Genomic DNA, 18,239 nt, shown 5'->3' with positions numbered 1-18,239 from the left:
GCGGACACCGGTATGTCTGCTGCCGGCTTGCACAGCCTGTTTCATAATCGTTATACTGGTCACTACAAGAGGCCTCGCCCAAAACAAGGCCTAATGAGAACGGAGGCAGAATGAATACAAGATCGAAGCTATGGGTTGCAGTTGTTGCCTTGATGGCATTGATGCTTACAGCGTGTACAGAAAATAAGGATACAAGCCTGCAGGCGGAGGAGTTGCTCGGCAGGTCTCAGGAAGCGGTGGCGAAGATAGGAAGCTACGCGCTTGCCATGGAGCTGAAGCAGGACCTGGACACCGGGAATGGCCAGGAGACCTTCTCGGCTTCGTCACAGTCCAGTATCGAGGTCGAACCTCTCCAGATACAGCAGACGGTAACCAGCCAGTATGGCGGGGAGGAAACGGTCTACAAGACGATACTTACGCCGCAACAGTATTTCATACAAGACCTTTCCATAGGGGTATGGAACCAGCTTCCGCAATCGGAGATTGAGCTGGTCCGCGGAGCGCTGTCCGATTTTCAGATCGACCTGAAAGCTCAGGCCGGGCGGCTTCACTTGGCTGCTAAGGATTTTGAGGTGGAGAGTCAGGAGGGGATGTATGTACTCAGTCTCCGTGAAGGGGCGGAGGAGACGGGTATTGAACTTCTCCAGGACCTGCTTGAGAGCACCTTCGGGGGAGCTGAATTCCTGGCCAATATCAAGGACAGCATCAAGATCCAACGGCTGGTGTACCAGGTTACGCTGGATGCAAAAACCTATTACCCGGTTAAGCTGTATGTCGATACGGATATGACGCTGGCCCTAGATCCCGGTTCGCCAATGGAGATGACCCAGCAGCTCACGGCCGATTACAGCAAGTTCAATGCGATAACGCCAATAGAGGTGCCGGAAGAGGCGTTGGAGGCTCCAGAGCTTGATCCTTCGATTAACCCGGAGGACTTGGAAGAGCTTGAGAATCTGGAGGGGCTGGAAGAGGAGCTTGAAGGTCTTCGAGGTCAAGAAGGTCTTGGGGGAACGGATGGATCCGGTAACGCCGGAGCTGGAGCTTCCGGTGGCGAGGCGGGTTCCGAAGGCATCAATCAGCAGCCGTAAACTGTCCTTAAGTCAGGGGCATAGGCCCCTGCTGAAAGCTCCCGCTGCAAGCGCCCGCTTGGAGCGGGGGCTTTCATTGTTTCTGCCCTTCGGGTATAATGGCGAAAGATTATTCAAGATGATGAGGAGTGTTCATAGATGCCACTCTCCTGTGGAATCGTCGGCCTGCCGAATGTCGGCAAATCGACTCTGTTTAACGCGATTACGCAAGCGGGTGCGGAATCGGCGAACTATCCGTTCTGTACCATCGATCCGAATGTCGGTGTGGTGGAAGTGCCGGACGAGCGTTTGGACAAGCTGACGGAACTGGTTGTCCCGAATAAGACGGTGCCTACCGCATTTGAATTTGTAGATATTGCCGGCCTGGTTGCCGGAGCCAGCAAAGGAGAAGGACTTGGCAACAAGTTTCTGGCCCATATCCGCGAGGTTGATGCGATTGTGCATGTGGTTCGCTGCTTCCAGGATGAGAACATTACGCATGTATCCGGCAAGGTTGATCCGCTAAGCGATATCCAGACGATTAATCTGGAGCTTATACTGGCGGATATCGATTCAGTCGACCGCAGACTGGAGCGCAGCCGCAAGAACATGAAGGGCGGCGACAAGAAGGTTGCGCAGGAGGTTGAAGTGCTTGAGCGCGTGAAGGAAGCGCTCTACAACGATCAGCCTGTCCGCAGCGTGGAGCTCAGCGAAGATGAGAAGCTTCTGATCCGTGAGCTGCATCTAATTACAAGCAAGCCTGTGCTGTACGCGGCTAACGTCAGCGAGACGGAAGTGGCTAATGCAGAGGACAACCCGTATGTACAGCAGGTGCGCGAGTTCGCTGCAGCCGAAGGTGCGGAGGTTGTGCCGATCAGCGCGAAGGTGGAAGCGGAGATTGCCGAGCTCGAGGGCGAGGACAAAGCGATGTTCCTCGAAGAGCTTGGTCTTGAGGAATCGGGGCTTAATCGATTGATTAAGGCGGCGTACAAGCTGCTTGGCTTGTATACCTATTTCACCGCTGGCGTACAGGAAGTACGCGCCTGGACGATCCGCAAGGGCATGAAGGCGCCTCAGGCTGCAGGCGTGATCCACACCGACTTCGAACGCGGCTTTATCCGTGCGGAGGTAGTATCTTATAACGATCTCATCGCGGCAGGCTCGATGAATGCTGCCAAGGAGAAGGGGCAGCTTCGCCTCGAAGGCAAGGAGTATGTTGTGCAGGACGGCGATGTCATGCACTTCCGGTTTAACGTGTGATTAGTCGCTTATGTTAATACAGCGGTATGGCAGATATACAGCCCTCTCCCGGCCTTAAGGGAGGGGGCTTTCTGCAGGTTAGATCAGCAGCTGCCGAGGGTAAGGAAATTAGGGACGCTGATGATGGATTTATGGTATAATAAAGGGACGGAATATATGTTTAGTAGGGGTGTTTATATATGATGCTGGACCGTTTACAGGCACTGGCGGACCGATATGAGAAATTGAGCGAGCTGCTCTGCGACCCGGATGTGGCTGCTGATCCGAAGAAGCTGCGTGACTACTCGAAGGAGCAGTCGGATCTTCAGGACGCGTACAATGCTTTTAATGAATATAAGGAAGTCACAACCCAGCTTCAGGACGCCAAGGCTATGCAGGCAGAGAAGCTGGATGATGAGATGCGCGAGATGGTCAAGATGGAAATCGAGGAGCTGTCCGAGCGGCAGACAGAGCTGGAGGAGCGTATCCGGGTTCTGATGCTGCCGAAGGATCCTAACGATGACAAGAACGTTATCGTTGAGGTGCGCGGGGCGGCCGGCGGTGATGAGGCGGCATTGTTCGCTTCCGATCTATACCGGATGTATACCCGGTTTGCCGATTCCCAAGGCTGGCGTGTTGAAGTGCTTGAAGCGAACGAGAATGATCTCGGCGGCTTTAAGGAAATTATCTTTATGGTTGCCGGCAAGGGTGCATACAGCAAGCTGAAATATGAGAGCGGCGCACATCGTGTACAGCGTATTCCGGTGACGGAATCCGGCGGACGCATTCATACGTCAACCTCCACGGTAGCCGTTATGCCAGAGGTCGAAGATGTAGAGATCGAGATACTGGATAAGGATATCCGTGTCGATACGTTCTGCTCCAGCGGCGCGGGCGGGCAATCCGTTAATACGACGAAGTCGGCGGTGCGTGTGACGCATATCCCGACAGGTATTATGGCGACATGCCAGGACGGCAAATCGCAGAATGACAACAAGCAGAAGGCACTGCAGGTGCTTCGTGCGCGGATTTATGATATCCGCCGCCAGGAAGAGGAAGCGAAGTATGCCGGCGAGCGGAAGAGCAAGGTCGGTACAGGCGACCGGAGTGAACGGATTCGGACGTACAATTTTCCGCAGAGCCGCGTAACGGATCACCGGATCGGACTGACGCTTCATAAGCTGGATTCGGTTATGAACGGCGATATGGGCGAGATTGTGAATGCCCTGACGCTGGCTGAGCAGACCGAGCTGCTAGAGAGAGAAAATTCCGCAACCGTGTAAGTGCACGTGATTGCAGCGTCTTCAGGAGGATGTCCGGATGGAGAAGCATGAAATGCCGGACCGGCGGTTCGCGCCGGTGCCGAATATGACGATTGGGGAAGCCTGCGTGCAGGCTTCTTGTTTTTTGGAGGAGGCAGGCGTTGGCGAGGCACGGGCCAATGCGGAGCTGCTGCTGATGCACCTGCTGGGGCTTGAGAAATCCGCGCTGCTTCGTGATTGGCGCGATCCTTTCCCTGGCAAGTGTGAAGCTGCGTGGGCAGAGCTCGTGGAGCGTAAGGCGAAGGGCGAACCGGTCCAATATATTATGGGCGAGCAGTGGTTCTACGGACTGCCTTTTCGGGTAACGCCTGCTGTCCTGATACCCCGTCCCGAGACGGAGCTGCTCGTCGAAGCGGTGCTGGCTGCGGCTGACCGGCTGTGGCCTGCTGCCACAGGTGATGAACCGGAAGCTTTGCGCCAGAGCGAGCTGGAAGGCCGGAGCCGAAGAAGGCTTAGAGCGGTCGATGTGGGTACAGGGAGCGGAGCCATCGCAGTGACACTGGCAGTTCAGCGCCCGGAGTGGCAGGTATGCGCTACCGACCTGTCCGGCGAAGCGCTGCAGGTGGCACGTTCTAATGCGAAGCGCCATGGTGCCGAAGACCGGATGCTGTGGCTGCTGGGAGATCTGCTCGAGCCGGTAACAGCGGCGGAGCAGCCGCTGGCAGTTGATATTCTTATCTCAAACCCGCCTTATATCCCTGCAGGAGACATCGAGGGGCTGCAGCGGGAGGTTCGTGATTATGAGCCAAGGCTGGCCCTTGATGGAGGTGAGGATGGACTGAATCCTTACCGGAAAATGCTAAAGCAGATGCAGTGTATGTCGGAGGTTCCGCACATTGCGGCATTTGAGCTGGGACAGGGCCAGGCACATGAGGTGGCACGAATGATGGCCGACACCCGATGGTGGAATGAGATCCGCATCATTGACGATTATGCGGGAATTGGCCGCCACGTCATTGCGCTGCGAACCAGCTCATCCTGCAACTGAAACTGCCCTCATTACTTACAAAAACAACCTTCACCCCGCTGAGCGGCGGGCTGGAGGTTGTTTTTCTTGCTGCGGGCATTAGCATCATGTCAGCCTAACGCCCATCATTAGGGGAATGTGCGAGCTAGGCTGTAATGGATGTGTGGTCTTCATCTTCCTTCATCCGCTTGAGTGCGAGTACGAAAGTACTGCCTTTGCCTGGCTCTGAGGTGAAGCTGATCGAACCGCCGTGCGCATCTGCGATTTCTTTTACGATGGACAGCCCGAGTCCCGTGCCGCTGATGTGGCGGCGGTCAACTGTATCTATCCGGTAGAATTTGTCGTATAACCGTTCATAGGCGTCAGAGGGGATGCCGAGCCCTTCATCCGCAACATGGATACCTATCGCTTCAAGGGTAACCTCGCAGGCAACACGGATGGCTGCAGTGTCTGGGGAGTACTTGATTGCATTGCTGATCAGGTTGTTGACCGCGTGCATAAGCTTCACCGGATCGGCATACGCGATCGCGTCGATCTGCGGCGGGTTCCAGGCGATGCGGCGGCCTGTCCGGTCGTTCCAGCCGCAGATTATATCTTCCAGAAGGTAGCCGACGTCCACTGGTTCGGAACGAAACACGAGCTGGCCTTCCTCCATCCGCCGGAGGTCGAGATAGTCGTGGACCAACCGGTTCAGCTTATCGGCCTCCTCGTGGATGGTCTCCAGATAATGGCGCTGTCTGGGCTGATCAAGCTGTTCATCCAACATCATTTCGGCAAAGCCCATAATACTCGTGAGCGGAGTCTTCAGCTCATGAGTGACCACACCGATCATATCGTCCTTGATCTTCTGCAGGTGCTCTTCCTCACTCCGGTCCCGAAAGAAGAAAATGTGCTCCCTGGCTGGGCTTATTCCGTTGGTCTTGCGGGCAGCATACAATTCATAATGCCGGTGGATGGCGGAACCGGCGGATTGGCCTGCGGGCCCCTGATAAGTGAACTGCTCACGAAGCACGGCTTCACTGCCGCTCAAGAAGCGGGCCAGCGCCTGGCTGATAGCAGGACCGCGCCCTCCGATAATTTCCATCCCAGCCCAGGCGGCCATTTGGCTGCCGACCTGGAGTTTTTCCCCGAAGTACTCTCTAGCGCTTGCATTCCGGAACATAATGCGGCCTTCCGCGTCACAAATGACCGCTCCTTCGCGGCTAGTCTCCACTATTCTTCTGAGCATGCTGCTCTTAGACTCGGATTTGCGAATGGATTCAAGGAGCAGGATGAGAAGCGCTCCAACCGGGTAAGCAAGCGCCGAGAGCGCTGCAATAACGCCGGCAGGCTGCTCAAGGGACGGCACTTTAAGATACAGGGCCAGGCTGCCGGTTATGACCGAGGCAGTTGTCGCAAGAAACCAGCGCAGCCAAACAAGGCGGCGGCAGAAGAGGTCGGCGGCCATACTGCTTAAGACGGCTGCGCTCAACAGGTGGGCGGTTAACAGATAGAAGCCCTCATCATGCGGGAAGAACACCAGCCGTCCCGTAACCAGTGCGACGGCACAGGACAATGCAGCCGGCCAACCTGCATAGACCGCAGACAGGACAATTACAACAATATGGAGATCCACGAGGGCCCCCGGCTCAATTTCAATTGCAAGAGGCATCAGCAGAGCACCCAGCCCGCCGGCCATCAAACCCGAAGCGGCCCGGGCCCACGGGTGCTGCGGAGCAAGTATTAGCGGCTTGAGGGCATGGTCGGCGAGTAAATAATAAGCAATCAGAAGGGCGCTGCTTGCTAACAGATTGTATGCCGTGTTAACCATATGAAGGTGCTCCTAGCTGTACAAGCCCCGCCCGTAATGATCATAATGCTCGGCGTTATACTTGTACCCGATGCCCCATACGGTCTTGATATAGCGCGGATACCTGGGGTTAGCCTCCAGCTTCTTGCGCAGGTTTGTAATATGCACGTCAATTGCCCGGTCCGTTACGGGAACCTGGGGGCCTTTAATTTTCCGCAGCAGTTCTTCTCTGCTAAATACCTTACCTGGTGACAGAAGAAAGACACGCATTAGCTCAAACTCATGATAAGTCGTTTCGACGGGCTTTCCATTGTGAAACAGCTTCCTCCGATTAGTGTCAAGCGTAAGGGCGGAGCTGTTCCTAAGACCGACTGTCCGGGCTGAGTAGTTAGCCCGCCGAAGAAGCGCTTCAACCCGTGCCGCCAGCTCACGCATACTGAAGGGTTTAGACAGATAGTCGTCGGCCCCGGTTAAGAGGGCCTCGACACGGTCGTTGACGTCCTGCCTGGCTGACAGCATCAGAATGGGAATGTCCGAGACGGAGCGGATTTCTGCGCATAATGTCATGCCGTCCGTGTCCGGCAGCATGATATCTAGAATAATCAGATCGGCCGCGGTGCCAGAGAGAGCCTTGCGGGCGGATTCTCCGTCCATGGCACCAATAACAGAGTAGCCCTCTTCCCGCAGGTATATCGAGATCATATCCGCAATACTGCTGTCGTCTTCTACAAGTAAAATCTTCTTCATGCGCACTGAACTCCTTATGAGGTTTCGGATTTTATGTTGAGTCTATCATGCAAATATTTAGAATCTATAAGGAATCAGAAATGAATATACCTGCTATATGAGAATTGCTAGGTTTAAAGATTCGGGACCCGGGCATACTGGTGATAGAGCCGTTCCGGAACGCAAGCTAATGCCGCCGACGGGCGCATGAAAGAGGGGCTTGTGTTATGGTCATCCGCAATCATACTATCTCATTTCCTATTCGTTACCGTGCTTCTTATGGTTACCTGATTCTTGCACTTATGCTGCTTGTCATGTCTTGGGAAAGCTTGAAGTCCGATGCTGCTCTCGCGGGCGGCGCTGTACCTGAGGAATCGATCCGGCTCCGCATACTTGCCAATTCCGATTCTCCTGCCGACCAGGCTGTCAAACGCCATGTGCGTGATGCCGTGGTCGCCGATATGGAGCGTTATACAGCCGGAATGTCTACCATTGAGCAAGCCCGCCTGGTGATCGGGGGCCGTCTGCCTGAGATTGAAGCGCTGGTTCGTCAAGAGCTGGCCGAGAGGGGATTCACTTATTCTGTGCGTGCGGAGCTGGCTGAGGTTCCGTTCCCTACCAAAATGTACGGCAGCCGCGTATACCCGGCTGGCGACTATGAAGCGCTGCGCATAACACTAGGTGCCGGCGAGGGACAGAACTGGTGGTGTGTGCTGTTTCCGCCGCTCTGCTTCGTGGATGCAGTCAGCGGTGAGGCGACGGAAGGACCGGCAGCGGCTGCCGCTGCAGCTGTTCAGGAGACACCGGCAGAGCAGGACGGAGAAGGGGCTGCTGCGGTAAAAGTGCCAGGACAAGAGCCGGAGGTGAAGTTCTTCCTGTGGGAGCTGCTCCAAGCAATCGGTGATTTCTTCCGGAACTTGTTCAGTTAATAGAAGGTTTGCAAAGCCTTAGGAGGGCTTCATAATAGATTGTGATATAATGGAGTCGCAATTCAACTTGATGATTCGGAGTGAAACAGGCTTTGACAGAGCTGAAGATGAAGTTATGGAGAATACCGGAAGATAATAATGATACCCCTGAGGCCAGGACAGCCATTGAGGAAGCGAGCGCACTGCTCCGGGCAGGCGGGGTTGTAGCCTTTCCGACTGAAACGGTGTATGGACTTGGCTGCGACGCTGTCAATACGGAAGCGGTGGAGCGGGTCTTCGCGGCCAAAGGAAGACCATCTGACAACCCGCTGATCGTCCATATTGCAGCCGAGAGGCAGCTGGAACCAATTGTGAAGCCATACAGCGGTACGGCCGCCAAGCTGATGGCCGCATTCTGGCCGGGCCCCCTGACTATTGTCCTTCCCGCCAGGCAAGGTGCAGTCTCTCCGAGGGTTACAGCCGGCCTCGATACGGTAGCTGTGCGAATGCCGGCGCATGAGACGGCTCTGAGGTTAATTGCTGCCGCGGGATGCCCGATCGCTGCTCCAAGCGCGAACCGTTCAGGAAGGCCGAGCCCCACCCGCGCCGGACATGTGCAGGAGGATCTGGAAGGCCGTATTGACGGGCTGGTAGACGGCGGTCCTGCTGCTGTCGGTCTGGAATCTACGGTAGTGGAAGCGGAAGAGGGATACATCCGCATTCTTCGGCCGGGCAGCATTACAGCTGAGGAACTGGCGGCAGCGGGCGGGTGCGAGGTAATTGGACATGCCGAAGGCGCGACGGACGAGCAGTCCGGCCAGCAGGCAGCCCCGAGGTCTCCCGGCATGAAATATACGCATTATGCGCCGGCGGGTGCCATGACACTGGTAGCCGGCGCGCCGGAAGCGGTAAGCGGCTATATTATGGAAGCAGCTGTGAAGGCCGCCGCCAAAGGCAGGCGCACGGGGGTATTGGTATATGAAGAGCATGCGGCAGCCTACGAGGCTGATGCTGTCCTTGTGCTTGGCAGTTTGAGCCGTCCGGCTGATGCTGCACGAACCCTCTACGATGCGTTAAGAACGTTTGACCAGCTGGGAATTGAAGAAATATGGGCGCAAGCCTGGCCGCTGGAGGGGATCGGCGCTGCCCTTATGAACCGCTTGACAAAGGCGGCGGGCGGCAGGCTGGTACAGGTGTAGAAACTTGAACAACAGGCTCCGTCATGAACGGCGTCTTGTCCGCATACATTGGTTAGAGAATGCTGCGGACAAGGAGAGATACGGGAATGGATGGAGCTGTAATTGGAACATCTGTCGCTGCCGGGCAGCTGATGACCATCGTAGTGATGGCAGTTGCCCTCGGAATGGACGCTTTCTCGCTCGGTATTGGCATCGGACTGAAAGGAATACGCAAGCTGGATATAGTGAAACTAAGCCTGCTGATCGCCTTTTTCCATGTAGTTATGCCGCTGACGGGCATGTTCATGGGCCAGTACGTCGGCAGCCTTCTAGGGGGGGTCGCTGTCAAGGCGGGGGGTGCGCTCCTGCTGCTGCTTGGCGGCCATATGATCTACAGCTCGCTGCGTGGGGATGCGGTACAGTCATTTGACCATAGAACGGCATGGGGCATGCTGCTCTTCTCCCTCAGCGTAAGTATTGACTCATTCTCGGTTGGCGTTTCGCTCGGCATGTTCGCGACCGATGTCGTTACGACGGTGCTGATGTTTGGACTGTTTGGCGGCATCATGTCCATAATGGGGCTGCTTCTCGGGCAGCGTGTCAGCCGTAATCTGGGGGAATACGGCGAAGCTTGCGGGGGCATTATTTTATTCGCATTTGGCATTCTGTTTTTAATATAATATGATGTGGTAAGGTACAATAACGTCTAAAGCATAGCGACTGAAAGGGGGATGTGCAGCTGTGATACGCATATTGTTCGTATGCACAGGCAACACCTGCCGCAGTCCGATGGCGGAAGCCCTGCTTAAAGAGCGGGCCAAAGCGAGGGGCATAGAGGTAGAGGTACGTTCGGCAGGTGTTTCGACGGTCGACGGCTTACCGGTTTCCCCGCATGCGGCGGAAACGCTGCGGGCCAGAAACATCACCCACACCGGATCGTCCCATGCGGTTACAGGTCAAATGATTGACTGGGCCGATCTCATTTTGGCCATGACGACCAGTCACAAGCGTAATCTGATTGAGCGGTTTCCGGTTGCGGTGGAGAAGACGCACACGCTGATGGAGTATGTGGAAGACCGCAAGGATGTTATGTCAGATATCAGAGAGCTTGAGCGGCTTTATTCGGAATATCAGGTGAAGCAGGTGCTCGGCGAGCAGCTGTCGGATGAGGAGCGGGCGCGTCTTCTGCAGCTGGAACAGCAAATTCCAAGCTTTGATATCGCTGATCCGTTTGGCGGCTCTCTGGAGCAGTACCGCCAAGTGGCCGATGAGATCACAGGAGCAGTAGACAAGCTGCTGGACAAGCTGCTGCTGGGTATGGGACACCGGGCAAAGAATGATTGATTTTGCCTGATGTTTCCGTTATGATGAAGATAAGAATTTTGATCCGATGTGACTGGCGACGGAAGTGGGTAACCACGGTGGAGCATCGGAACATACGGCCGGTCGCCTGGGCAAAGAGCAGCATGTCTTTTGACATGTCTTGCTCTTTTTTTGTTCTTTTGGACATGGTTTAAGGTATAATAAGCCTGAATTGTTAAAGGGCACTCCAAGCAGGCAGCATAACAATAATCAGGAGGTACTATCAGATGAAAATTGCAATTGGCGCAGACCACGCAGGCTACCGTTTGAAGGATGAGATTGTTCCGCTGCTGCGTGAGATGGGACATGAGATTGAAGATTTCGGCTGTGATTGCAGTCAATCGGTCGATTATCCAGACTACGCGATACCGGTTTGCGAAGCGGTAGTTGAGGGCCGGGCGGAGCGCGGAATTCTGATCTGCGGCACAGGGATCGGCATGTCGATTGCGGCCAACAAGATGCCTGGCATCCGCTGCGCCTTGGTGCACGACATGTTCTCAGCCAAAGCGACCAGGGAGCATAACGACACGAATGTGCTGGCGCTCGGAGAGCGTGTAATCGGCCCTGGCCTGGCGCAGGAAATTGTCCGTATCTGGATCGAGACGCCATTCTCGAACGGCGAGCGACATGCGGGCCGAATTGGCAAGGTAAAGGCGCTGGAAGAGAAATACACGATCCATCCGTAACCGGAGGTGATCCTTATGAATAGAGAGCTTAGCAAGCCGCAAGCGATCGCGGCGGATGTGGAGACGGCGGTGAGAGAGCTGGCGGCGGCAGGCTCCCTGAGAGCGGGCCAGCTGCTTGTAATCGGAACCAGCACGAGCGAGGTTTCAGGTGCGCATATTGGAACTGCGGGCACTATGGATGTGGCAGCAGCGATCTATGAGGGAATAGAAGCAGTACGCAAGGATGTCGGCTTCCTCCCGTTGTACCAGTGCTGTGAGCATCTGAACCGCGCGTTGGTAACGACCCGCGAGGCACAGGAGCGCTATGGCCTGACTGAGGTGGCAGCTGTTCCGGTTCCAGGGGCGGGCGGCTCTATGGCCGCCTATGCCTACCGGCATCTGCAGGACAGTGTGCTTATTGAAGAGGTTCAGGCACATGCGGGCATTGATATCGGCGATACGCTGATCGGCATGCACCTGCGACCCGTTGCCGTCCCGGTGAGGCCTTCTGTGAAGCGGATCGGTGAGGCGCATGTCACCATGGCCTTCACCCGGCCGAAGCTGATCGGCGGCACACGCGCCGTCTATCAGCTCGAGCCGCCCGGCAATGGTGTGACAGCTGGTAGCGGGGAAGCTCGTGCAACTCGCATCCCAACCTGTGATTAACGGCTTTAGCACATAGATAGATCGTTAACTTTGCGAAGGAGGATTCAGAGGAATTATGGAAAACTTACGTAAGCAGGACCCAGAGATCGTCAAGGCGCTTGGACTTGAGCTGCAGCGCCAGCGTGACAACCTGGAGCTAATCGCTTCCGAGAACATTGTCAGCGAAGCAGTGCTGGAAACAGTAGGTACGGTATTGACGAACAAATACGCGGAAGGCTATCCGGGCAAGCGCTATTACGGCGGATGTGAGCATGTGGATATTGCCGAGGATATTGCGCGCAACCGTGCCAAGGAGCTGTTTGGCGCTGAGCACGTGAATGTCCAGCCGCATTCCGGCGCACAGGCGAATATGGCGGTATATCTTGCTGCTCTAAAGCCAGGCGATACGGTGCTGGGTATGGACCTGGCGCATGGCGGCCACTTGACGCACGGCAGCCCGGTCAATGCATCGGGTCTGCTCTATAATTTCGTTGCTTATGGTGTCAGCGAGGATTCCTTCACGATTGACTATGAAGAGGTTCGCAAGGCGGCATTCAAGCACCGTCCCCGTATGATCGTGGCGGGCGCCAGTGCCTATCCGCGAATCATTGATTTTGAAAAGCTGGGTCAGATTGCACAGGAAGTCGGAGCTTTGTTTATGGTGGACATGGCGCATATCGCCGGTCTGGTAGCTGCTGGCTTGCACCCTAGCCCGGTGCCTCATGCGCATTTTGTAACGACGACCACGCATAAGACCCTGCGCGGACCGCGCGGCGGTATGATTATGTGCCGTAAGCCTTGGGCAGCAGCGATTGATAAAGCGGTATTCCCAGGCTCGCAGGGCGGTCCTTTGATGCATATTATCGCAGCTAAGGCGGTAGCGTTCGGCGAAGCGCTTCAGCCTTCCTTTAAGACTTATGCGCAGAACGTGATTGATAATGCTCAGGCACTGGCTAAAGGATTAACTGAAGAAGGTCTGAACCTGGTATCCGGCGGTACGGATAACCACCTGATGCTGATTGATACCCGCAACCTGAACATCTCGGGTAAGGAAGCTGAGCATGTACTGGATTCCGTGGCGATTACGGTAAATAAGAACGCCATTCCGTTCGATCCGACCAGCCCGTTCGTTACCAGCGGTATCCGGATCGGCACGCCGGCGGTGACTTCCCGCGGCATGGATACATCTGCGATGAAGACAATTGCTAAGGTCATTGCCATGACACTCAAGAATCCGAAGGATGAAGCGGTCCTCGAGAAGGCGCGCGGCATGGTTAGTGAGCTGACGGCTAAATATCCGCTTTACCCTTCCATTAACTATTAATCTGCAAAACGAAGAAGCTGCTGACAACATGTCGGCAGCTTCTTCTTATTGTAGGACAGGCTCTTACGAACAACATGCTAGGCTTCAGCGGGTTGGGCAGGATGCCGATCCTTCGGAACGGAAATCTTGGAAGCCCGGTAATAAAGGATGGTCGATACGCCTACCAGAAACGCTGAGCACAGATACATATTGTTGTAGTGAACATATGAGGCTAAGAGGCCCAGGAAATAGGAGCCTGCACCATAGCCGGAGTCAAACAAGACAAAGAAGGTGCTGATGGCAATGCCTGTGCTTGCCGGAGCTGCTTGAATAGCCAGAGTCTGATAGCTCGGAAAGAGCACACCGTAGCCTAATCCGAGAATACCCCCGGAGAGCAGCAGGGTAAAGGAGCTGTGAGCCTGGCTCAGAAGCACCATGCCGGTCGTGAAGCAGACGAGACCCGGGTAGATGAGAACGCTGGCTCCAAAACGGTCGAACACGCGTCCGGTAAATGGACGGGGTATTACAATCATGAGCGCAAAGCAGACGAAGAACCAGCTTGCTGCCTTGTGCAGCCCCAGTTCGTCTGCATACACAGAGAGAAAGGTGGTAATGCCGCTGTAGGCGAAAGCCAGTACAAGGGCGGTTAAAGCGATTGGAACAGCCTTGGGCTCAAAAACACTTCTAGCCCAGCTGGTATCAGAACCCGCCTCTTTGCGCTTGGCCCGATCCAGAGCCGGCAGCTTCGCCAGTATTCCGCTTAGGAGTGCCAAGAGGGCGAATAAGCCGCAAAGTGCAAAGAATAAGGTGAAGCTGTGCTCAGATGCTGTTAGCCCGACGAATGGACCGAGCACCATGGCAAGACTCATAAACAGGCTGAAATAGCCGATTCCTTCGCCTTTGCGGCTGTTCGGTACCAGAAGGGCTGCCGCCGTGCTTGATGCAGTGGCTGCGAGGCCGAATCCGATACCGTGCACGAAGCGCAGGATAAGCAGCATGTGCAGGGATGGTATTGCGTAATACAGCAGGGAAGTGGCCACAAACAGGATAAGGCCCGTTAGCAGAATCGGCCGGTTGCCAATCCGGTTGGCCAGCCGCCCGGCGATGGGCCGGCAAATAACAGTAGCGGCTACGAATACGGTCATTGCAAGTCCGATTTGCTGGCGGCTGCCGTGCAGGCTGTTCTCCACGAACAGCGGGAGTGCAGTAGCGAGCATGTAGAAGGTCATAAACAGAAAAAAGCTGCTCCAGCAGATCAGGGTAAAGCTTCTGGTCCAGAGCTTGGTTGCATAATGGTCCATCTCCTAATATCTCCTTGCTTGTATACCTTATTTGGCAAATATTCAGGTACCTGATTGTTGATCGGCGTTCTCGTTAATAGCAGCCATTACAGCGTAGAAAATGGTGAGATCTTCTTCGCTGATGCCCTCTGTCAGTGAGGCGGCAAACTGCTGCTCAACAGGAGTGAGCTGCCTGTTAAGTGATCGCCCGCTTTCCGTAGGATGAAGCTTAAAGGATCTGCGGTCCAGCGGGTTGTGCCTGCGTTCCACCAAGCCCTTGCGCTCCAGCTGGTCTAGAATTCTCGTTGTATTGGCGGGGTCCTTGTCCGCTTTCATGCCCAGCTCCCGCTGGGTTAAGCCTTCTTCCTGACACAGCAGGTGGAGAAGGGACCACTGCTCGGATGTAATGCCATGCGGCTGATACAGCCGGGTAAGCAGGTGACTTAATTTACGTCCGGTATTACTGATCAGATATCCGGGAGATCCGTTCAGGCTCATATATAATATCCCCTCAAAACTTAGTTGTTATAACAATTATATGTATAGCATTAAACTGCCGTCAACCCTCAAACTTAAGCGAATTTTAAGGAAGATCAGGGCGGGTGCTGTGATATGCTGATAGTATGAAAGCTGTCCGCTCAGCGGACGACTGAGAGGAGTAAGGCATGGAACCTTTCTGGATTGCAATTGGCGTCATTGCTGTGGTCTCTGCTGTAGGAGCAGCTGCTTTCCGGCGAACCCGTGTTCAGAACACGGGAGGACGTCGTAAAAGCGGAACCAAACCTCCGCCAGTGCTTGGTGTACGGGAGGGTCATCCCGCTTACAGTGCCGCCCTCCGTCTTGAAGCGGTGCTGGATGATGACTTTGTAGCGAGGGTTAAGGACCGAATCATGAAAGCGGAGCCAAACTTGACGGAGCTGCAGTGGGAGTGGCATTTGTTTGAGCTCAAGCGATATTTTCTGATGTGCGGTATTATGAGAGCTGTCCCTATGTACAGCAGCAAAGTTGATGATATATGGCATGAGATGCTAATGTTTACACGCGAATACCAGTTATTCTGCGAACGCTTCTGCGGCGCAATGATACATCATGCTCCGCATGGCAAGGCAGGTCAGCCGAGACCGGATGAGCGTGCGCTGTTCGAATGGGTGTACAGTGAACTGTTTGGGCCTCCTGCACAACGGCCGGACATCTGGGGGCCGTTCTACCGGGTGCCAATGTCACCTGAGCTGCTGGCGGAACTAGTGAACAAGTCGGAGTGTGCCTTGAAGGAAAGAAGATTCAATATGCGGGCCGCTGAGCGTTTCGGCGATCTGGAGGCCAGTGTCAATCGTCTGATTAAATCGGCACGCGAGCAGATCAACGAAGCCAAGCTGCGAATTGAGCAGGGAGAAGGCCGTATGCAGAAGGGAAGCTGGTCGCCAGCCGTAGACATGATGGGAGCTGCCATGATTTTTGCCTCCATGTCACAACCTCAGCAGTATGACCGGCATATGGAGCAGTTGACGGAGAAGGCAGAGCGAAGCCAAAATTCTGCATTCAGCTGCAGTTCAGGCTACTACGGCGGAGACGGCAGGGATACGGGGGACTGCACGCCTTCCGGAGGAGATGGCGGCGGTTCATCCTGCGGGTCCAGCTGCGGTGGCGGATGCAGCAGTTAACACCATCATAATTATTTTTACAAACTGCGGCCTGCCGCAGTTTTTTGTTTGAAACAATGGTATAATATACAGGATTATGCGCTTGAAGGCTGTCCGCATAAGGACTTTCTGCTGCAAGCAAGGAGGAGCACACATGGGTAAACTGGTCATCTGCGACCATCCTTTAATCCAACATAAACTGACGTTTATCCGGGATAAAGCGACGAACACGAAGGACTTCCGTGATCTCGTCAGTGAGGTCGCTACGCTGATGGCGTACGAAATTACAAGAGACGTTCCACTTGAAACGATTCAGATCGAGACGCCGGTATGTGAGATGGAGAGTTATATTTTGTCAGGCCGGATGATTGGTCTTGTACCAATTCTGCGCGCGGGTCTTGGCATGGTGGACGGTATTCTGCAGTTGATTCCTTCTGCAAAGGTGGGCCACATTGGCCTGTACCGCAACGAGGAGACGCTGCAGCCGATTGAATATTACATAAACTTACCGACAGATGCCCAGGAGCGTCTGCTTATCGTGATTGATCCGATGCTGGCTACCGGGGGCTCGGCCAATGCGGCAATAGAAGCCTTGAAGAAGAGAGACTGTACCCATCTGAAGCTGATGTGTCTTATAGCGGCTCCCGAGGGTGTGAAGGCGGTGCAGGACGCGCATCCTGACGTCGATATTTATGTTGCTTCTGTAGACGAGCGCCTGAATGAGAATGGTTACATCGTTCCTGGCCTTGGTGATGCCGGCGACAGGCTGTTTGGTACGAAGTAATTAGACTTGGCCTTTAGGCGGCATCACGGATGAACTGAGTTAATGGGAGTGAACAGATTGAAAAAGCTTAAAGTAATGACGATATTTGGGACGCGCCCTGAAGCCATCAAGATGGCGCCGCTGGTGCTTGAGCTCCAAAAGTTTGAGGAAGAGATCGATTCTATAGTATGCGTAACCGCTCAGCACCGTCAGATGCTGGACCAGGTGCTGGATTTCTTTGAAATCCAGCCCCATTATGACCTCAATGTCATGAAGGACCGCCAGACGCTGACGGAAACCACGGTTCGCGTCCTGTCGGGCTTGGACCCGGTTCTGGAAGAAGCCAAGCCGGATATTGTGCTGGTTCATGGCGATACCCAGACGACCTTCCTGGCGAGTTACGCGGCGTTCCTGAAGCAGATTCAGGTCGGCCATGTGGAGGCGGGACTGCGGACCTGGAACAAGATGTCCCCTTATCCGGAAGAAATGAACCGGCAGCTGGCCGGTGTGCTTTCGGATATCCATTTTGCCCCGACAGACTGGTCGGCCGGCAACCTGCGTAAGGAGAACAAGCCTGAAACGGCAATTTATACGACAGGCAATACGGCTACAGACGTATTTCAATATACGGTTGATCCGTCCTTCAGCCACCCTGTATTGGATTGGGCAAAGGGTAAACGGATGATCTTGATGACCGCGCATCGCCGCGAGTCGATTGGTGAGCCGCACCGGAATATCTTCCGGGCTGTTAAGCGTCTGGCGGATGAATATGAGGATGTTGTGTTTGTCTATGCGGTACACCCGAATCCGGCTGTCCGGGAACCGGCGCAGGAGATTTTGGGCGGGCATCCGCGCATTCGTCTGATTGATCCGCCGGATGTGTTTGAATTTCACAATTTCTACCCGCATGCTTACATGATTATGACCGATTCTGGCGGCATGCAGGAGGAAGCGCCTTCTTTCGGTGTGCCTACCCTTGTGCTAAGGGATACGACTGAGCGGCCGGAAGGCATCGAGGCCGGCACTCTAGAGCTGGCGGGAACGGAAGAGGCAGTTGTGTATGAGCGTGCCAGACGCCTGTTGACGGACAAGGAAGCCTATGACCGGATGAGCAAGTCGGCGAATCCCTATGGGGATGGTCAGGCATCTGCTCGGATCGTGCAGGCAATTCTTCACCATTTTGGACGCCGCCCGGAACGCCCGGAGCCGTTCTTAGTGAAGTCTTAAATGGGGCAGTTGTTAGAAAACCGTTAAAAAACTTAACAGTGTACAGTTTCACTGTATGGTTCGGAAGTATAAAAAAACCTGTTGTATCAAGGGTTTTCGGGACTTCGTTCACTAAATGTTTGAATTTATATTCATTGACAAACGTTAGGGCGCTTGGA

General features: G+C 54.7%; 18 protein-coding genes and 1 riboswitch. Of the genes, 14 read left to right on the top strand and 4 right to left on the bottom strand.

Annotation, left to right across the window (positions count from 1 at the left end; genetic code table 11):
* Positions 1-110: 110 nt before the first annotated feature.
* From L1N82_RS11295 to prmC, 4 genes are all read left to right on the top strand, one after another.
* The gene (locus L1N82_RS11295; protein ID WP_235287493.1) at positions 111-1,088 is read left to right on the top strand and encodes a DUF6612 family protein; all 978 of its coding nucleotides are present in this window, start codon (positions 111-113) and stop codon (positions 1,086-1,088) included.
* 138 nt (positions 1,089-1,226) lie between these two features.
* Positions 1,227-2,327 (top strand): redox-regulated ATPase YchF, encoded by a 1,101-nt coding sequence (gene ychF, locus L1N82_RS11290; protein WP_235287492.1) that lies wholly within the window; start codon positions 1,227-1,229, stop codon positions 2,325-2,327.
* A 182-nt stretch (positions 2,328-2,509) separates the two neighbouring features.
* On the top strand, positions 2,510-3,589 hold the full coding sequence (gene prfA / locus L1N82_RS11285) for a peptide chain release factor 1 (protein WP_235287491.1): 1,080 nt from the start codon (positions 2,510-2,512) through the stop codon (positions 3,587-3,589).
* A 37-nt stretch (positions 3,590-3,626) separates the two neighbouring features.
* Positions 3,627-4,616, top strand: a complete 990-nt coding sequence (prmC, locus tag L1N82_RS11280; RefSeq protein ID WP_235287490.1) for a peptide chain release factor N(5)-glutamine methyltransferase — start codon at positions 3,627-3,629, stop codon at positions 4,614-4,616.
* Positions 4,617-4,740: 124 nt separating this feature from the next.
* Here prmC and L1N82_RS11275 read toward each other — a convergent pair whose 3' ends face one another.
* Together L1N82_RS11275 and L1N82_RS11270 are read right to left on the bottom strand one after the other, a co-directional pair.
* Positions 4,741-6,405, bottom strand: coding sequence for an ATP-binding protein (locus tag L1N82_RS11275; protein ID WP_235287489.1), 1,665 nt, complete (start codon positions 6,403-6,405; stop codon positions 4,741-4,743).
* Between the two features lie 12 nt (positions 6,406-6,417).
* A complete protein-coding gene (locus L1N82_RS11270) occupies positions 6,418-7,131 on the bottom strand; it encodes a response regulator transcription factor (RefSeq protein WP_235287488.1) in 714 nt (237 codons plus the stop codon).
* A 206-nt stretch (positions 7,132-7,337) separates the two neighbouring features.
* Between L1N82_RS11270 and spoIIR the strand changes: the two genes are divergently transcribed.
* From spoIIR to L1N82_RS11235, 7 genes are all read left to right on the top strand, one after another.
* Positions 7,338-8,039, top strand: coding sequence for a stage II sporulation protein R (spoIIR, locus tag L1N82_RS11265; RefSeq protein ID WP_235287487.1), 702 nt, complete (start codon positions 7,338-7,340; stop codon positions 8,037-8,039).
* Positions 8,040-8,146: 107 nt separating this feature from the next.
* Positions 8,147-9,217 (top strand): L-threonylcarbamoyladenylate synthase, encoded by a 1,071-nt coding sequence (locus L1N82_RS11260; protein ID WP_235287830.1) that lies wholly within the window; start codon positions 8,147-8,149, stop codon positions 9,215-9,217.
* Between the two features lie 86 nt (positions 9,218-9,303).
* The gene (locus L1N82_RS11255) at positions 9,304-9,876 is read left to right on the top strand and encodes a manganese efflux pump MntP (protein ID WP_235287486.1); all 573 of its coding nucleotides are present in this window, start codon (positions 9,304-9,306) and stop codon (positions 9,874-9,876) included.
* 61 nt (positions 9,877-9,937) lie between these two features.
* A complete protein-coding gene (locus L1N82_RS11250; RefSeq protein WP_235287485.1) occupies positions 9,938-10,540 on the top strand; it encodes a low molecular weight protein arginine phosphatase in 603 nt (200 codons plus the stop codon).
* 38 nt (positions 10,541-10,578) lie between these two features.
* Positions 10,579-10,659: riboswitch (ZMP/ZTP riboswitch) on the top strand.
* 126 nt (positions 10,660-10,785) lie between these two features.
* On the top strand, positions 10,786-11,244 hold the full coding sequence (gene rpiB / locus L1N82_RS11245) for a ribose 5-phosphate isomerase B (protein ID WP_235287484.1): 459 nt from the start codon (positions 10,786-10,788) through the stop codon (positions 11,242-11,244).
* 15 nt (positions 11,245-11,259) lie between these two features.
* On the top strand, positions 11,260-11,889 hold the full coding sequence (locus L1N82_RS11240; RefSeq protein WP_235287483.1) for a TIGR01440 family protein: 630 nt from the start codon (positions 11,260-11,262) through the stop codon (positions 11,887-11,889).
* Between the two features lie 55 nt (positions 11,890-11,944).
* Positions 11,945-13,192: a serine hydroxymethyltransferase gene (locus L1N82_RS11235; protein ID WP_235287482.1), complete on the top strand. Its 1,248-nt coding sequence runs from the start codon at positions 11,945-11,947 to the stop codon at positions 13,190-13,192.
* 77 nt (positions 13,193-13,269) lie between these two features.
* On the opposite strand, the gene L1N82_RS11230 is transcribed toward L1N82_RS11235, so the two are convergent.
* Both L1N82_RS11230 and L1N82_RS11225 read right to left on the bottom strand, forming a co-directional pair.
* Positions 13,270-14,472 (bottom strand): MFS transporter, encoded by a 1,203-nt coding sequence (locus L1N82_RS11230; RefSeq protein WP_235287481.1) that lies wholly within the window; start codon positions 14,470-14,472, stop codon positions 13,270-13,272.
* A gap of 42 nt (positions 14,473-14,514) precedes the next feature.
* Positions 14,515-14,949, bottom strand: coding sequence for a MarR family winged helix-turn-helix transcriptional regulator (locus tag L1N82_RS11225; protein ID WP_235287480.1), 435 nt, complete (start codon positions 14,947-14,949; stop codon positions 14,515-14,517).
* A gap of 167 nt (positions 14,950-15,116) precedes the next feature.
* Here L1N82_RS11225 and L1N82_RS11220 point away from each other — a divergent pair, with 167 nt between their 5' ends.
* From L1N82_RS11220 to wecB, 3 genes are all read left to right on the top strand, one after another.
* Complete coding sequence (locus L1N82_RS11220; protein WP_235287479.1) at positions 15,117-16,112, top strand: glycine-rich domain-containing protein; 996 nt, start codon at positions 15,117-15,119, stop codon at positions 16,110-16,112.
* Positions 16,113-16,245: 133 nt separating this feature from the next.
* Positions 16,246-16,875, top strand: coding sequence for a uracil phosphoribosyltransferase (gene upp, locus L1N82_RS11215; protein WP_235287478.1), 630 nt, complete (start codon positions 16,246-16,248; stop codon positions 16,873-16,875).
* Between the two features lie 57 nt (positions 16,876-16,932).
* The gene (gene wecB / locus L1N82_RS11210; RefSeq protein WP_328284474.1) at positions 16,933-18,081 is read left to right on the top strand and encodes a non-hydrolyzing UDP-N-acetylglucosamine 2-epimerase; all 1,149 of its coding nucleotides are present in this window, start codon (positions 16,933-16,935) and stop codon (positions 18,079-18,081) included.
* Positions 18,082-18,239: the final 158 nt, after the last annotated feature.

This window comes from Paenibacillus tarimensis (assembly GCF_021532315.1).
In the GTDB taxonomy this organism is placed as follows: domain Bacteria; phylum Bacillota; class Bacilli; order Paenibacillales; family Paenibacillaceae; genus Paenibacillus_I; species Paenibacillus_I tarimensis.
Note: the sequence above shows the minus strand (reverse complement) of the source record. Positions and strands in the feature narration are given on the sequence as shown.

What these genes read in the sequence shown, in the direction of transcription:
- L1N82_RS11295 (WP_235287493.1), top strand. Translation starts at nt 111, where the DNA reads ATGAATACAAGATCGAAGCTATGGGTTGCAGTTGTTGCCTTGATGGCA.
- ychF (WP_235287492.1), top strand. Translation starts at nt 1,227, where the DNA reads ATGCCACTCTCCTGTGGAATCGTCGGCCTGCCGAATGTCGGCAAATCG.
- prfA (WP_235287491.1), top strand. Translation starts at nt 2,510, where the DNA reads ATGCTGGACCGTTTACAGGCACTGGCGGACCGATATGAGAAATTGAGC.
- prmC (WP_235287490.1), top strand. Translation starts at nt 3,627, where the DNA reads ATGGAGAAGCATGAAATGCCGGACCGGCGGTTCGCGCCGGTGCCGAAT.
- L1N82_RS11275 (WP_235287489.1), bottom strand. Translation starts at nt 6,405, where the DNA reads ATGGTTAACACGGCATACAATCTGTTAGCAAGCAGCGCCCTTCTGATT.
- L1N82_RS11270 (WP_235287488.1), bottom strand. Translation starts at nt 7,131, where the DNA reads ATGAAGAAGATTTTACTTGTAGAAGACGACAGCAGTATTGCGGATATG.
- spoIIR (WP_235287487.1), top strand. Translation starts at nt 7,338, where the DNA reads ATGGTCATCCGCAATCATACTATCTCATTTCCTATTCGTTACCGTGCT.
- L1N82_RS11260 (WP_235287830.1), top strand. Translation starts at nt 8,147, where the DNA reads ATGAAGTTATGGAGAATACCGGAAGATAATAATGATACCCCTGAGGCC.
- L1N82_RS11255 (WP_235287486.1), top strand. Translation starts at nt 9,304, where the DNA reads ATGGATGGAGCTGTAATTGGAACATCTGTCGCTGCCGGGCAGCTGATG.
- rpiB (WP_235287484.1), top strand. Translation starts at nt 10,786, where the DNA reads ATGAAAATTGCAATTGGCGCAGACCACGCAGGCTACCGTTTGAAGGAT.
- L1N82_RS11240 (WP_235287483.1), top strand. Translation starts at nt 11,260, where the DNA reads ATGAATAGAGAGCTTAGCAAGCCGCAAGCGATCGCGGCGGATGTGGAG.
- L1N82_RS11235 (WP_235287482.1), top strand. Translation starts at nt 11,945, where the DNA reads ATGGAAAACTTACGTAAGCAGGACCCAGAGATCGTCAAGGCGCTTGGA.
- L1N82_RS11230 (WP_235287481.1), bottom strand. Translation starts at nt 14,472, where the DNA reads ATGGACCATTATGCAACCAAGCTCTGGACCAGAAGCTTTACCCTGATC.
- L1N82_RS11225 (WP_235287480.1), bottom strand. Translation starts at nt 14,949, where the DNA reads ATGAGCCTGAACGGATCTCCCGGATATCTGATCAGTAATACCGGACGT.
- L1N82_RS11220 (WP_235287479.1), top strand. Translation starts at nt 15,117, where the DNA reads ATGGAACCTTTCTGGATTGCAATTGGCGTCATTGCTGTGGTCTCTGCT.
- upp (WP_235287478.1), top strand. Translation starts at nt 16,246, where the DNA reads ATGGGTAAACTGGTCATCTGCGACCATCCTTTAATCCAACATAAACTG.